Here is a 14,062-nt window from a genome sequence, read left to right as displayed (position 1 = left end):
GCTGAAACGTGGGCCGGTGGAAAACACGGCCCCGTTGATCAAGGCGTTCTTACGACGCAGGCAACCACACGAGGTGGGCACCAGACTCATCACTCTACCCCATGGGAGCGCCGATCACTTCCCGCTGATCTGGCTGTAGTGCTCCAGCGCCTCCTCGCGCGAGGCCTTGAGGTCCACGATCGGGGCCGCGTACTCGGGGGAGTCCAGCTCCGGGATCCAGGCGCTGACGTAGGTGCCCCTGGGGTCGAAGCGCTCCCGCTGGCGCTCCGGGTTGAAGATCCGGAAGTACGGGGCGGCGTCCATGCCGCAGCCGGCCACCCACTGCCAGTTCGCCGGGTTGGAGGCGGAATCGGCGTCCACCAGCGTGTCCCAGAACCAGGCCTCGCCCTCGCGCCAGTCGATGCCCAGGTTCTTGATCAGCAGGCTCGCCGAGGCCATCCGTACCCGGTTGTGCATATGCCCGGTCTTCCAGAGCTGCCGCTGGCCGGCGTCCACCCAGGGAAACCCGGTCTGCCCCGTGGCCCAGGCATGGAAGTCCTCGGGCGCGTCGCGGCGGGACTTCCAGGGGTAGGCGTCGAACTGGGCGCGCAGATTGGTGTGCGGCAGCTGCGGGAAGTGGAAGAGCAGGTGCCAGCAGAACTCGCGCCAGCCGATCTCGGAGAGGAACTTGTCCACCGCCTCCTCGGTCTGCTGGTGTGCGGCGTCCCACACCTGGCGCGGGCTGAGCTGCCCGAAGCGCAGATAGGGCGAGATCCGCGAGGTGCCGTCCCCGGCAGGGGCATCCCGGGCGTCGTCGTAGTCCTGAACCTGATGTGCCAGGAACTCGCGCAGCCGCTCGTGGCCCCCGGCCTCGGTGGGGGTCCAGTTCTCGCGCAGACCACCGGCCCAGTCCGGTCGGGTGGGAAGCAGCTCCCAGTCCTCGAGGTTCCCGGCGCCCAGGGCCAGGGTGGGAAGTGCGGCTGCCGCATCTTCGAGCGTGCCCAGCGCGGCGGGGCGGGCATGCGGGGTGCCAGGATCGCGGACGCTGATCTGCTTCCAGAAGGGGGTGTAGACCTTGTACGGGCCACCGGTGTTGGTCTCCACGGTCCACGGCTCATGCAGCAGCGAGGCGTTGAAGCTCTCCACCTCGATTCCATGCTCGGGCAGCGCCGCCTTGATCCCGGCGTCCACCAAGCGCTCGGGACCGCCGTAGCGCCGCGACCACTGCACCCTCTGCGCGCCGAGCTCCTGTGCCAGAGCGGGCAGGATCTCGGCAGGGTCTCCCGCGCGCAGCAGAAGCGGGATGCCCAGTTCGGCGAGATCGGTCGCAAGCGACTCCAGTGCGTGGTGCAGCCACCACTTCACCGCCCCGCCCAGCGGGCGCACTCCCGGGCTCACCTCGTCCAAGAGATAGAGTGCGACGACGTCGCCCGGGTTCTCCACGCGCTGGCAGGCGGTGAGCAGTGCTTCATGGTCTGCGGTGCGCAGGTCGTCGCGGAACCAGAGGAGCGTGCGGGTCATCAGGGCCCTTTCGGGGAAGCGTCGCCGCGCGAGCGGCCGTCCTGGCTGGCACAGTAGCAGGGGAACCCGCGCGTCAACTGAGCTGGTGAGGGAGATGTCGATGCCTGAAGGTGCACAGTCCGCCGAGGAGTCCGAACGCTGGCTGGTGATCAAGGGGCGGCGCTGGCGCCGGACAGATCCGGCGCTGCCCGAGGAGCTGGTCGCTGCGCTGAAATCCCACCTGGGCCGCGGCCGATCCGGGGTCGGGGCGGGCAAGAAGACCGGCGACGACGAGCGGGTGGCCGCCTCTCGCAGGCGGGTCGGCCTGGCCAAGACCGGGCTGGGGGAGCGCGGCCCGTATTGGTGGGAGCGGCCTGAGGCGCAGCGGATCGCCGCGGCGAAGCAGTCGCTGGCCGAGCTCGAGTCGCTTGACGACCCAGATGAGAGTGCGTCGCAATAAATACATTGCAATATCTTTATCTATCTGGTGTGCTGAGGTTGTGCGTGACAACCCGGCGGTGATCAGCGCGGCCCAGCTGTTCAAGGTTCTCGGCCACGAGTCGAGGCTCTGGCTGCTCTGTCTGATCGGTGAGTCTCCGAAGACGGTGAACGAGCTGGTGGCGCTGACAGCGATGTCTCAACCGCTGGTCTCCCAGCATCTGCGGACGCTCAAGCAGGCGGGTCTCGTGCTGGCCGATCGGCATGGCCGAGAGATCGAGCATCGGCTCGCCGATGAGCATGTCTCCCATGTGATCGCCGACGCGATCGCGCACGCACAGGAACCCGTACCCCAGCGATCGGCGGCCGAATCCGCCGCGAAGGAGCATCATCATGACTGAGAACCCTACCGCCGAGCACAAGACTGCTGAGCACAACCACCACGACCACGCCCACGGCGAGGACTGCGGGCATGAGGCCGTGGAGCACGGTGACCACGTGGACTACGTCCACGACGGCCACCGCCATGCAGCTCATGGCGACCACTACGACGAGCACTGAGTCTCGACCAGCACTGAGTCTGGACCGGCACTGAGTCTCGACCAGCGCTGAGTCTGAGCCGGTGGCGCTTGTCCGCCGCGTGAAGGCAGAAGAGGGAGCCCCCGATCATGGGCGGCTCCCTCTCTGCTCGCGTCCGTTCCTTGACGGAGGAGGCGCTACTGGCTGATCACGTGCGGCTGGGCGACCTCCTTCAGGCCTGCCACGCCGAACTCCATCCCGAAGCCGGATTCGCGGGCTCCGCCGAAGGGGATCCGCGGGTCCACGGTGCCGTGCTTGTTGATCCAGGTGGTGCCGGCCACCAGCCGCGCCGCCACCTCGATCGCCCGGTCGGTGTCCGCTGACCACACCGAGGAGCCCAGGGCCTCATCCAGAGCGTTGGCCCATTCGATGGCCTGATCCAGATCGGTGTACTTGATGATCGGCAGCGCCGGACCGAACTGCTCCTGAACCACCAGCGGGTTCTGCGGGTCGATGTCGGCCACCAGGGTGGTCGGATAGAAATTTCCGGGGGCGTGAGCGTCCGGGTCGCCGCCGAGCAGCACCCGTGCGCCGGAGTCCTTGGCGGCCCGCACCAGCCGGTCCACGATCTCCCACTGCGCACGGTTCTGCAGCGGACCGAGCACATTCTGCTCCTCGAGACCGACGCCCATCGGCATGGTCTTGGCGACCTCGACCAGGGCGTCACAGACCTGCGCGTAGATCGATTCCGGGACATAGAGCCGCTTGAGCGCCGCGCAGGTCTGCCCGGTGTTGATGAACGCGCCCCAGAAGATCCCTTCGGCGAGCGCCCGCGGGTCAGCGTCGTCAAGCACGATCCCAGCGTCGTTGCCACCGAGCTCCATCGTCATCCGCTTCATGGTGTCCGAGGCAGCCTTCACGATGGACTTGCCGGTCTCCGTGGAGCCGGTGAACATGATCTTCGCGACATCCGGGTGCCGGGAGAGCCGATCCCCGATATCACCGCGGCCGGGAACGGCGATGAGCACATCGGCCGGCAGTGCAGAGTTGAGCACCTCCACCAGGGCGAGCACGCTCAGCGGGGTGTAGCCGCTGGGCTTGATCACCACGGTGTTGCCCATCCGCAGGCTCGGCGCGATCTGCCAGATCGAGATCATCATCGGCCAGTTCCACGGACCGATAGCCCCGACGACGCCGAGCGGACGATAGTGCAGGATTGCGCGGCCGGACTCGTCGTCGACGACCACCTCGGGCTCCAGCGGAAGGTCCGCGGTGGTGCGCAGCCAGGCCACGCAGGCGCCGACCTCGAAGCGGGCGTTGGGTCCGTTCAGCGGCTTGCCCTGCTCCCGGGAGAGCAGCCTCGCCAGTTCCTCGGCGTGGGCCTCCACCGCGTCGGCGGCCGCGTGCAGAGCCTGTCTGCGCGAGTCCTCGCCGGTGGCGGCCCAGCCTGGCTGGGCTGCGAGTGCCCTTGCGACGGCGGCATCGAGGTCCTCAGCGGTGGCCTGCGGGGCGAAGCCCACCCGTTCACCGGTGGCAGGATCGAGGATCTCTCGCCCATCTTCGGGATCCTGGACGCGGTCAAGAAGGTCGGTGGTCTGGGTGCTCATCGGGTGACTCCTTCGTCAGTGGCGGATGGTGCTGTGATCAGAATGGGCCCGCCCGTGCGCCTGGATGTTGACTCCGCGTGCAGGGCTCTTCTGCCTGCCTGCATGCTCGGCGTACCGCCGTCTCGTCGCCGCAGCACGATCAGTGCCGCGACTGCCAAGACGATCTCCATGGCTGCCAGACCGGAGGCCAGAGGCAGCAGCACGTGGTGGAAGTGTTCTGCGGGGGTTCCTGAGCTGGTGGTGGCCGCCCCGGCATCCGGGGCGACGCCGGCCGCCACGCTGCCGGCCGGACCGTGGGGATGGCCCGCCACGAGCGCCTCGTCGGCAGAAGTCAGAACCGCAGGTTCAGGGTGACCCGTTTCAGGCCCGGCGATCACCCAGAGGTGCATGCCCAGCATGGTGGCGTTCATCGCGGCGATCGTGATCCAGGAGCGCGGACTGGGAACTCGCCAGAGGTGTCCGGCACACGGCAGGCAGATGATGGCCATGACGGCCATCGCCAGGGCCCAGCCGAGGTGGGGTCCGTGGCTGAGCATCAGCAGGTGCAGCAGGCCCGAGAGGGCGGCGCCACCGGCCGCCGCCCTGCGGATCATGGTCATCTTTTCCATCTGACCCTTCCGAACCCATGTGAGATGTGTCATATTTATTGTTGAGCGTGCGCTCAACTATAAGGAGGATCACCATGGCTGACAAGACCCCAGACCAGCAGGACCGCCACCCCCTGACGCCCCTCTCGGTCTCCGAGATCGACGCGATGCGAAGCGTCTTGGAGCGCGAAACGCTGCTGAACGATGCGACCCGCATCTCCTACGTGACGCTGCGCGAACCCGCCAAGCACGACGTCATGGCCTGGACGCCCGGGGTGCATCTGCCGCGGGAGGTGGCGCTGCTGCTCACCGACCTGAACACGCTGACACTGACCGAGCTCGTGCTGGACCTGGATCGTGAGGCCATCGTGGCGCGCCGCGACGTCGACGCCGTGGAGAAGGGATCCGCACCGAGCTTCGACGAGGACCTCGCCGGCGCGGACCCGATCGTGAAGGCTGATCCGCGCTGGGTCGAGGCGATCGCCAAGCGCGGCGTGACCGATCTGGACAAGGTCGTCGTCGTCGGGCTCTCCGCCGGGATCTTCGGCTACGCCGATGAGGTCGGTGTGCGGATGGTCCGCGCGCTCGCCTTCCGCCAGGACTACCCCAGCGATTCGATCTGGGCGCATCCGATCGACGGAGTGGTCGCCCACGTGGACCTGACCCACAAGAAGGTCCTGCGTGTGGTCGAGACCGAGGTCATGCACGTGCCGGAGGAGTCCGGTGACTACCTGGACCCTGCCGTGCGCGGTGAACACCGCACCTCGCTGAAGCCGATCTCCATCACCCAGCCCGAAGGCGTCAGCTTCAGCCTCCAGGACGGGGTGCTCGCCTGGGAGAACTGGAAGGTCCGGGTCGGGTTCAACGGCCGCGAAGGCCTGACGCTGCACCAGCTGAGCTTCCACGACCACGGCGTGGACAGGCCCATCCTCTACCGCGGCTCGATCGCCGAGATGGTGGTCAACTACGGCGACCCCTCGCCCTCCCACGCCTGGCAGAACTACTTCGACGTCGGGGAGTACCAGTTCGGCCGGCTCGCCAACGCGCTGGAGCTCGGCTGCGACTGCAAGGGTGAGATCACCTACGTGGACGCCGTCGTCGTCGATGACCACGGCCAGCCCAAGACGCTGCCCAACGCGATCTGCATCCACGAGGAGGACTACGGCATCCTCTGGAAGCACACCGACGACTTCTCCGGCACCAGCGAGGTCCGCCGCCAGCGCCGCCTCGTGGTGTCCTTCTTCGTCACCGTGGGCAACTACGACTATGGCTTCTACTGGTACCTCTATCTGGACGGAAAGATCGAGCTCGAGTCCAAGGCCACCGGCATCGTCTTCACCTCCGGGATGCCCTCGCCCGACTACCCCTACGCCACGCAGCTCGCCCCGGGCCTGGGCGGGCCGGTCCACCAGCACCTCTTCTGCGCGAGGCTGGACATGACCGTGGACGGGATCAGCAACTCCGTCGATGAGATCGACGCCGTCAGGGTGCCCACCAGCGAGGAGAATCCCTGGGGCAACGCCTTCACCCGCAGCTTCACCCGGCTGCGCTCGGAGAAGGAGGCCGTCCGCGATGCCAAGGGGTCGGTGGGTCGGGTCTGGCAGATCAGCAGTGCGGAGAAGACCAACCGAGTCGGGGCCCCCACCTCCTATCTGCTGCATCCCGAGGAGAGTCCCACCCTCTTGGCGGCTGAAGACTCCTCGATCCGGCGCCGCGCCGCCTTCGCCGGGCACCATCTGTGGGTCACCCAGCATCACCCCGATGAGCAGTTCCCCGCGGGGGATCAGGTCAACCTCAATCCTGGATTCGGCGGCCTGTCCAGCTACATCGAGCAGGACCGGTCCCTGGAGGGACAGGATCTGGTGCTGTGGCACACCTTCGGGCTGACCCATTTCCCGCGCACCGAGGACTGGCCGATCATGCCGGTGGACTATGCCGGGTTCAAGCTCACGCCTTACGGCTTCTTCGACCGTAACCCGACCCTGGACGTGCCACCGGAGACCTCCGGACACTGCGCCACCGGGGAGTCCGGCGTCGCGGGGGAGTCGGGAGAATCCGGGCAGGAGAAGTCCTGCGGGTGCGGCTGCAGCTGAGCTGACCTGCTCTTCCGCCCGGACCTGACGTGGGAGTCCGTCAGAGCTCGACGGCGGCGCGGCCAGCTTGGGTGAGCCAGGAGGAGAGGCAGTGGCGGACAGTCCGCCACTGCCTCTGCGTGTCTGCCAGCGGGGTGCGCAGCGCGCATTCCACCTGGAGCCCGGTGATCAGCACCATGAGCACATCGGCGATCTCCTCGACCGGCGCAGCGGCGGTGAGCTCCCCGGCGTCGATCGCCTCGCTCAGGTGGTGGGTGATCTGCTGGCGCCATTTCACTCCCACCTCGGTCTGGAACTGACCCAGCGCCGGCTTGGAGGAGGCGCGGCCCCAGAAGTTGGTGACGATCAGCGCCTCACGCTCGGTCTCCTCGCCGACCGGAAGGACCTCTTCGAGCAGGGCCATCAGTGCGCGCAGTCCTGAATGGCACCCGACCCCCTCGGTGATCCGCGTGTTGGTCCGCTCGAAGATCAGCGTGAAGGCGCGAAAGACGACGTCGTCGAACCCGGAGAAGTAGTGCCAGAGCGATCCGGTGGAGACGCCCAGCTCCGTGGCGACGGCGCGGGAGGTCGCAGCCTCGAGGCCGTCGCGATCGGCGATGCGCAGATAGGTCCGCACGATCTGCTGGCGGCGGTCTTCACGATCGATCTTCTTCGGCATGAGCTGATTCTCCCGCATCGTGCGCGCTCAGGCGGCCAGTGACCCCCCGGCCAGGCGCTGACGCCGGTACACGCTCGGGGACTCTCCGTACTCGGCCTTGAACAGCCGGGAGAAGTGCGCCGCGTCATGGAGTCCCCAGCGCCCCGCCACCCAGGAGACCGGTCGCTGCGCGTAGATCGGATCCACCAGATCTCGGCGGATGTGTTCCAGCCTCCGCGCCCGGATCCAGGCGGAGATCGTCTCGCCCTCCTCCGCGAAGATCGTGTACAGGTAGCGCAGCGAGACGAAGTGGGCCGCGGCGATCGATGCCGGGGTCATCGTCTCATCACCCAGGTGGTTCAGGATGTACTCGCGGATCTCCCGATGCAGGCTTCCGGTGGGGGAGCTGGGTCCGCCGCTGCGGGTGTCGAGCTCATGGGCGAGCATGGTCACCATCAGATCCAGCGCGGAATGGACCAGCCGGGCGCCATAGGCTCCGGGCAGCTGCTCGATGCTGTTGCACAGCTCGACGAAGAACGGGTTGATCAGTCGTCCGAAGCCCCGGTCGCTGGAGAAGCAGGTCGCGGTGACTCGGGCGATCTGTTCCGCCGTGAGCTCCACCGGCTCCCGCGGAATCACCATCACCATGGTCCGGCTGGGCTCCGGGAAGTGCAGGGCGTAGGGGCGGTGGGTGTCATAGATGGCCAGATCCCCGGGGCCCAGTTCGGCGCGGCGGCCATCCTGCTCCAGGATGCCGCGGCCGGAGAGCTGCAGGCTGAGCTTGTAGAACTGGGAATCGTCCTTGGAGATTAGCTTCGGCGTGCGGCGCACCGTGTGGGCCGTGGTGAGCAGCTCGTAGACCCCCACGCCGTCAACGGCAGAGCTGCGGATGTGTCCGGCGAAGGTGGTGCCCGGCTTCGCCTGGATCTCCAGCGGCACGACGGCGGCTGCGATGGCCTCGCGCCACGTCGCGAGATCGGAGGCCGGGAGGGGCAGGTCAGGGGAGAGCGGCTCGAGATCGGTGTTCGTCGTGTTGATCGTGTGCATCGTCGCTCCTGTGCAGGGGTTCACACCAGGTTATTGAGCACGTGCTCAAGATCGAGGACACAGGCGTTCCGAACACGTGAACCTTGGTGGCCCTTCAGTGTGACAGTGCTCACACAGGCTGTAAAGGGTCGGTGCTGACGGGGTTCGAGAATCTCCGCCCGGATGCGCAAGGCCGCTGCACCGTGATGCAAGACACGCTGGGCTTCGGCTCGAGATACTTCGAGGCACCGGCACCGGCACTTGCACCTGCAACGACACCCTCGCCGGCACCTGCGAGCAGATGGAGCACCCTGATGACTGAGCACACTGCCCCCACCCGGCCCACGGCGGTCGAGGACACCACGCTGGCCAGACGAACACTGGGAGTCCCGGCCCTGGTGTTCCTGATCATCGCAGCCTCCGCACCGCTGACGGTCCTGGCCGGGGGAGCCACCGCGAGCTTCGCCGTCACCGCTGAGATCGGAGTGCCCGTCGGGTACCTGCTGCTCGGTGTGATCCTGGTGTTCTTCGCGCTGGGCTATGGGCGGATGAGCACCTACGTGCAGAATGCCGGCGCCTTCTACGCCTATGTCACAGCCGGGCTGGGCACCCGGATCGGGATCGGGAGCTCCTTCCTGGCTCTGGTGACGTACAACGCGATGCAGGTGGGCCTCTACGGAGTCTTCGGCTTCACCGCCTCGTCGATCGTCAATGACCTCTTCGGCCTGGAGGTCGCCTGGTGGATCTGCGCCCTGGTGGGGTGGGTGATCGTCGGCGCGCTCGGGGTCAATCGCATCGACCTCTCGGCGAAGGTTCTCGCAGTGATCGTGCTGCTGGAGTTCCTGGTCGTGATCGTGGTCAGCGTGCTCTCGCTCTCGACGTCCCCGGAAGGGATCAGTGCCGCACCGCTGCAGCTGGAGAACTGGTTCAACGGCAGCCTCGGGGCCATCCTGGCCTTCGGCATCGCAGCCTTCATGGGGTTCGAATCAGGTGCGATCTACTCGGAGGAGGCCAAGAACCCAGAGCGATCGGTGGCGCGCGCGACCTACATCGCGGTCTCGATCATCGCCGTCTTCTACGCCTTCTCCGCCTGGGCCTTCGCCGTGGGCATCGGCCCCTCGCAGATCGTGGCCCAGTCCCAGGAATGGGGCCCGGACCTGCTCTTCATCTTCCTCGACGGTCATCTGCCTGCGCTGCTGGTGAACCTCGCCGCAGTGCTGTTCATGACCAGCATCATCGCCGCCATGGTGGCCTTCCATAATGCGGCTGCCCGGTACTTCTTCTCGCTGGGCCGGGCTCGGGTGCTGCCACAGATCCTCGGGCGAACCGGAGCCTCCAACGGAGCCCCGGTGGCAGGTTCGCTGACGCAGAGCGTGATCGGCGTGGTCTTCATCCTGATCTTCGCCGTGGCCGGGGTCGGCTCCGACTTCGGTCCGCTCTTCCCGGTGATGACGATGTTCCCCTGGCTGACCAACGCGGCGGGATTCGGTCTGGTGCTGCTGCTGTGCCTGACCTCGGTGGCCATCATGCGCTACTTCAATCGGGATCCGCAGCAGCACCCGTTGTTCGTCCGCACCATAGCGCCGCTGATCTCAGCCGTGGGACTCGGCATCATCGCGGTGCTGATCATGTTCAACTTCGACGTGATGATCGACTCCGACGCCTTCTCCCCGCTGGTGGTCGTGCTTCCCGGTGTGATCGTCGGGGCGGGCATCCTGGGACTCATCTGGGGCGAATACCTGCGCACCCGGCGGCCCGAGCTCTACGCCAGCGTGAGCGGAGCAGACATCGGGTGAATCACAGCCGGGCTCAGACCCTGCAGTGCACTCCGCGCTGCGCGGCCCAGCGCATCGCGGCTCCCCGGGCAACAACCACGCGAAGGGGTTGTGCGTCGCATCACATACCGTATACGATCTGGAATATCATCTACCGGAGGGATCCGGGCCGGATCGTCGAGGAGACCATATGACTGCGCAGGAACTGGGCACACCCGGCAAGATCGTCGCCGTGCACATCAGCTATGAGTCCCGCGCCGCGGAGCGCGGCCGGCGCCCGGCGACCCCCTCCTACTTCTTCAAGCCGACCAGCTCGCTGGGCGTCTCCGGGGACTCCGTGCAGCGTCCCGGCGGGACCGAGCTGCTCGCCTTCGAGGGTGAGATCGCGCTGATCATCGGCACCGCCGCACGTCAGGTCACCGCCGATGACGCCTGGAGCCACGTCCGCGCGGTCACCGCGGCCAATGACTGGGGGCTCTACGATCTGCGCGCCGCGGACAAGGGCTCCAACGTGCGCAACAAGGGCCGCGACGGCTACACCACGGTGGGCCCCGAACTCATCGATGCCGCGGAGGTGGACCCGAGGAAGCTGCGTGTGCGCACCTGGAAGAACGGTCACCTCGTCCAGGACGGCGCCACCGGCTCCATGATCTTTCCGCTGACCCAGCTCATCGCCGACCTGTCCCAGCACATGACCCTGCAGCCCGGAGACATCATCCTCACCGGAACTCCCGCCGGCGCCTCGGTGGCGGAGCCGGGGGACACCATCGAAGTCGAGGTCGACGCCGCCCGCGGGCTCGCCAGCGGCCGACTGGTCAGCCCGGTGACGGAGGGACCAGGGGTGTTCGATCCCGCCCTGGGCTCGCTGCCCAGCGTGGACGACACCCAGCGCGAAGAGGCCTGGGGCTCCCGGGAGGCCGCCGGCCTGCCCCCGAAGCAGGCCCCCGGACTGGATCCCGAGCTGCGCGCCACGCTGGAACAGGTGCCGGTCGCCGCCCTCTCCCAGGAGATGCGCCGACGCGGGTACAACAACGTCACCGTCGACGGCGTGCGCCCCACCCGCCCCGGCCACAAGCTCATCGGCACTGCCCGGACCCTGCGCTTCGTGCCCCACCGCGAAGACCTCTTCGCCTCCCGCGGTGGCGGCTTCAACGCCCAGAAGCAGGTGTTCGACTCCGTGCACTCCGGCGAGGTCATCGTGATCGAGGCCCGCGGAGAGCGCGGCTCGGGAACCCTGGGAGACATCCTGGCGCTGCGTGCGCTGCATCGCGGTGCCGCCGGTGTCGTGACCGACGGCGGGGTGCGCGACTACTCCACCGTGGCCGAGATCGGACTCCCGGTGTTCAGTCAGGGCCCACACCCGGCGGTGCTCGGCCGCAAGCACGTCCCCTGGGACGCCGATCTCACCGTGGCCTGCGGGGGAGCGACCGTGCAGCCAGGCGACATCATCGTCGGCGACGACGACGGCGTCATCGTGCTCCCGCCCTCGATCGCCGACGAGGTGGCCGAGGCGGCGCTGGTCAAGGAGGCCGAGGACGCCTGGGTCGCCGAACAGGTCAAGGCCGGGAACCCGGTGGACGGACTCTTCCCGATGAACTCCACCTGGCGCGCCCGCTACGAGGCCGAACAGGGACGCGCCGGCGCCGAGGCCCCCCTCGTCAAGGGAGAGGGCCCGTGATCCGGATCGATGAGCGGATCAGCAAGTCCGAGCTGACCTACGACTGGATCCGCGAGCGCATCGTCGGCCGCGAGTTCAACCCCGGCTACCGGCTGGTCCTCGGCGCCATCGCCAAGGAGCTGGGCATCAGCGTGGTCCCGGTCCGCGAGGCGGTGCGCCGGCTCGAGGCCGAGGGCCTGATCGAGTTCGAACGCAATGTCGGCGCCCGGGTCGCCATGGTCAACCAGGACGAGTACATCGACACCATGCAGACACTCGGGGTGCTCGAGGGTGCGGCCACCGCGCTGGCGCTGCCGCTGATGCTTGACGCCGACCTCGCCCGCGCCCAGGCGATCAACGATTCGATGCGCGCCATGCTCGAGGACTTCGATCCGGTGGCCTTCACCTCGCTCAATGAGAAGTTCCACCGGGCGCTCTTCCAGCGCTGCCCCAATCCGCACATCTCCGAGCTCGCCGACCGCGGCTGGAACCGGATGTCCGGGCTGCGCAGCTCCACCTTCGCCTTCGTGCCGGACCGGGCGCCCCGCTCGGTCCAGGAGCACGACGACATCCTTCGACTCATCCGTGAGAACGCCGAGCCGCTGGAGATCGAGATGGCTGTGCGCCAGCACAAGTGGCGCACCGTCGAGGCCTACCGCCAGCAGCGCACCGACTCCTAAGGAGACCCACCAGAGATGAACGACTACCAGAGCCCCGTCCCGGCCGATCTGCCGGAACGCATCCAGCACTACATCGACGGCGAGTTCCTCGACTCCGCAGAGGGCGGCACCTTCGAGGTGCTCAACCCGGTGACCAACGAGGTCTACATCAGCGCCGCCGCCGGCACCAAGGCCGACGTCGACCTCGCCGTGGCCGCCGCGGCCCGCGCCTTCGAGACCGGGACCTGGCGCGAGACGCTGCCCCGGGAACGCTCCCGGGTGCTGCACCGGATCGCCGACCTCGTCGAAGAGCGCGGCGCCCGGCTCGCGGAGCTGGAGTCCTTCGACTCCGGGCTGCCCATCACCCAGGCCCTCGGGCAGGCCCGCCGCGCTGCCGAGAACTTCCGCTTCTTCGCCGATCTGATCGTCGCCCAGGCCGATGACGTCTACAAGGTGCCGGGACGGCAGATCAACTACGTCAGCCGCAAGCCGATCGGTGTGGCCGGACTGATCACCCCCTGGAACACCCCCTTCATGTTGGAGAGCTGGAAGCTGGCTCCCGCCCTGGCCGCCGGCAACTCGGTGGTGCTCAAGCCGGCCGAGTTCACCCCGCTCTCGGCGAGCCTGTGGGCCGGGATCTTTGAAGAGGCCGGACTGCCCAGGGGCGTGTTCAACCTGGTCAACGGGCTCGGTGAGCAGGCCGGTGACGCCCTGGTCAAGCACCCGGACGTGCCGCTGATCTCCTTCACCGGTGAATCAAGCACCGGGCAGACCATCTTCGCCAACGCGGCACCGGCGCTGAAGGGCCTCTCCATGGAGCTCGGCGGGAAATCGCCCGCCGTCGTCTTCGCCGACGCTGACCTTGAGGCGGCCGTCAACGCCACCATCTTCGGGGTCTTCTCGCTCAACGGCGAGCGCTGCACCGCCGGCAGCCGGATCCTGGTGGAGCGCAGCATCTACCCCGAGTTCCTCGAGCGCTACGCCGCCCAGGCCAAGCGGGTCAAGGTCGGACTGCCGCACGAGCCCGGCACCGAGGTCGGCGCGCTGGTGCACCCCGAGCACTTCGAGAAGGTGATGAGCTACATCGAGATCGGCAAGACCGAGGCGCGGCTTCTTGCCGGCGGCGGTCGCCCGGAGGGGTTCCCGAGCGGGAACTTCGTGGCACCCACGGTCTTCGCCGACGTCGCGCCTGAGGCGCGGATCTTCCAGGAGGAGATCTTCGGCCCGGTGGTCGCCATCACTCCCTTCGACTCTGACGCCGAGGCGTTGGAACTGGCCAACAACACCAAGTACGGGCTGGCCGCGTATATCTGGACCAATGACCTCAAGCGGTCGCACAACTTCGCCCAGTCGGTCCAGGCCGGGATGGTCTGGCTGAACTCGAACAACGTCCGCGACCTGCGCACCCCCTTCGGAGGGGTCAAGGCCTCCGGACTGGGCCACGAGGGCGGCTACCGCTCACTGGACTTCTACACCGACCAGCAGGCCGTGCACATCAACCTCGGCGAGGTCCACAACCCGGTCTTCGGCAAGGCCGACTGAGGCTTCACCGCACCCCACACCTTCCACCATCGAGCAAGGACGC

General features: G+C 67.6%; 13 protein-coding genes. 8 read left to right on the top strand and 5 right to left on the bottom strand.

The genetic code is table 11. The features are described 5' to 3' along the window. Window positions 1-114 precede the first annotated feature (114 nt). The gene (locus LSI54_RS08970) at window positions 115-1,500 is read right to left on the bottom strand and encodes a cryptochrome/photolyase family protein (protein ID WP_241478184.1); all 1,386 of its coding nucleotides are present in this window, start codon (window positions 1,498-1,500) and stop codon (window positions 115-117) included. Window positions 1,501-1,600: 100 nt separating this feature from the next. Between LSI54_RS08970 and LSI54_RS08965 the strand changes: the two genes are divergently transcribed. The 3 genes from LSI54_RS08965 to LSI54_RS08955 are packed head-to-tail and all read left to right on the top strand — an operon-like array spanning window position 1,601 to window position 2,478. Beyond that, window positions 1,601-1,939 (top strand): biopolymer transporter Tol, encoded by a 339-nt coding sequence (locus LSI54_RS08965; RefSeq protein ID WP_241464683.1) that lies wholly within the window; start codon window positions 1,601-1,603, stop codon window positions 1,937-1,939. A gap of 40 nt (window positions 1,940-1,979) precedes the next feature. Then, on the top strand, window positions 1,980-2,318 hold the full coding sequence (locus tag LSI54_RS08960) for an ArsR/SmtB family transcription factor (RefSeq protein ID WP_241464684.1): 339 nt from the start codon (window positions 1,980-1,982) through the stop codon (window positions 2,316-2,318). Beyond that, window positions 2,311-2,478, top strand: coding sequence for a zinc transporter permease (locus LSI54_RS08955; protein ID WP_241464685.1), 168 nt, complete (start codon window positions 2,311-2,313; stop codon window positions 2,476-2,478). The genes LSI54_RS08960 and LSI54_RS08955 overlap by 8 nt, the downstream gene beginning before the upstream one ends. Window positions 2,479-2,633: 155 nt before the next feature. On the opposite strand, the gene LSI54_RS08950 is transcribed toward LSI54_RS08955, so the two are convergent. Together LSI54_RS08950 and LSI54_RS08945 are read right to left on the bottom strand one after the other, a co-directional pair. Beyond that, window positions 2,634-4,043, bottom strand: a complete 1,410-nt coding sequence (locus tag LSI54_RS08950) for an aldehyde dehydrogenase family protein (protein WP_241478183.1) — start codon at window positions 4,041-4,043, stop codon at window positions 2,634-2,636. Next, the gene (locus LSI54_RS08945; RefSeq protein ID WP_241478182.1) at window positions 4,040-4,651 is read right to left on the bottom strand and encodes a hypothetical protein; all 612 of its coding nucleotides are present in this window, start codon (window positions 4,649-4,651) and stop codon (window positions 4,040-4,042) included. Before LSI54_RS08945 ends, LSI54_RS08950 begins: the two co-directional genes overlap by 4 nt. Window positions 4,652-4,725: 74 nt before the next feature. Here LSI54_RS08945 and LSI54_RS08940 point away from each other — a divergent pair, with 74 nt between their 5' ends. Next, the gene (locus LSI54_RS08940) at window positions 4,726-6,723 is read left to right on the top strand and encodes a primary-amine oxidase (protein WP_241478181.1); all 1,998 of its coding nucleotides are present in this window, start codon (window positions 4,726-4,728) and stop codon (window positions 6,721-6,723) included. A gap of 40 nt (window positions 6,724-6,763) precedes the next feature. Here LSI54_RS08940 and LSI54_RS08935 read toward each other — a convergent pair whose 3' ends face one another. After that, window positions 6,764-7,381 (bottom strand): TetR/AcrR family transcriptional regulator, encoded by a 618-nt coding sequence (locus LSI54_RS08935; RefSeq protein WP_241478180.1) that lies wholly within the window; start codon window positions 7,379-7,381, stop codon window positions 6,764-6,766. Window positions 7,382-7,408: 27 nt separating this feature from the next. Further along, complete coding sequence (locus tag LSI54_RS08930) at window positions 7,409-8,407, bottom strand: AraC-like ligand-binding domain-containing protein (RefSeq protein ID WP_241478179.1); 999 nt, start codon at window positions 8,405-8,407, stop codon at window positions 7,409-7,411. 293 nt (window positions 8,408-8,700) lie between these two features. Here LSI54_RS08930 and LSI54_RS08925 point away from each other — a divergent pair, with 293 nt between their 5' ends. The 4 genes from LSI54_RS08925 (at window position 8,701) to hpaE (ending at window position 14,019) form a co-directional block, all read left to right on the top strand. Then, window positions 8,701-10,182 carry an APC family permease gene (locus tag LSI54_RS08925; RefSeq protein WP_241478178.1) on the top strand — a complete coding sequence of 494 codons (1,482 nt, stop codon included), beginning with the start codon at window positions 8,701-8,703 and terminating at the stop codon, window positions 10,180-10,182. Window positions 10,183-10,351: 169 nt separating this feature from the next. Next, the gene (locus LSI54_RS08920) at window positions 10,352-11,839 is read left to right on the top strand and encodes a fumarylacetoacetate hydrolase family protein (RefSeq protein WP_241478177.1); all 1,488 of its coding nucleotides are present in this window, start codon (window positions 10,352-10,354) and stop codon (window positions 11,837-11,839) included. Next, window positions 11,836-12,498 carry a GntR family transcriptional regulator gene (locus LSI54_RS08915; protein ID WP_241464693.1) on the top strand — a complete coding sequence of 221 codons (663 nt, stop codon included), beginning with the start codon at window positions 11,836-11,838 and terminating at the stop codon, window positions 12,496-12,498. Before LSI54_RS08920 ends, LSI54_RS08915 begins: the two co-directional genes overlap by 4 nt. 15 nt (window positions 12,499-12,513) lie before the next feature. After that, on the top strand, window positions 12,514-14,019 hold the full coding sequence (gene hpaE / locus LSI54_RS08910; RefSeq protein WP_241464694.1) for a 5-carboxymethyl-2-hydroxymuconate semialdehyde dehydrogenase: 1,506 nt from the start codon (window positions 12,514-12,516) through the stop codon (window positions 14,017-14,019). The last annotated feature ends 43 nt before the right edge of the window (window positions 14,020-14,062 follow it).

The organism is Nesterenkonia sp. AY15 (genome assembly GCF_022565855.1).
In the GTDB taxonomy this organism is placed as follows: domain Bacteria; phylum Actinomycetota; class Actinomycetes; order Actinomycetales; family Micrococcaceae; genus Nesterenkonia.
The sequence above is the reverse complement of the archived record's forward strand: the minus strand, read 5'-3'. Positions and strand labels throughout refer to the sequence as shown.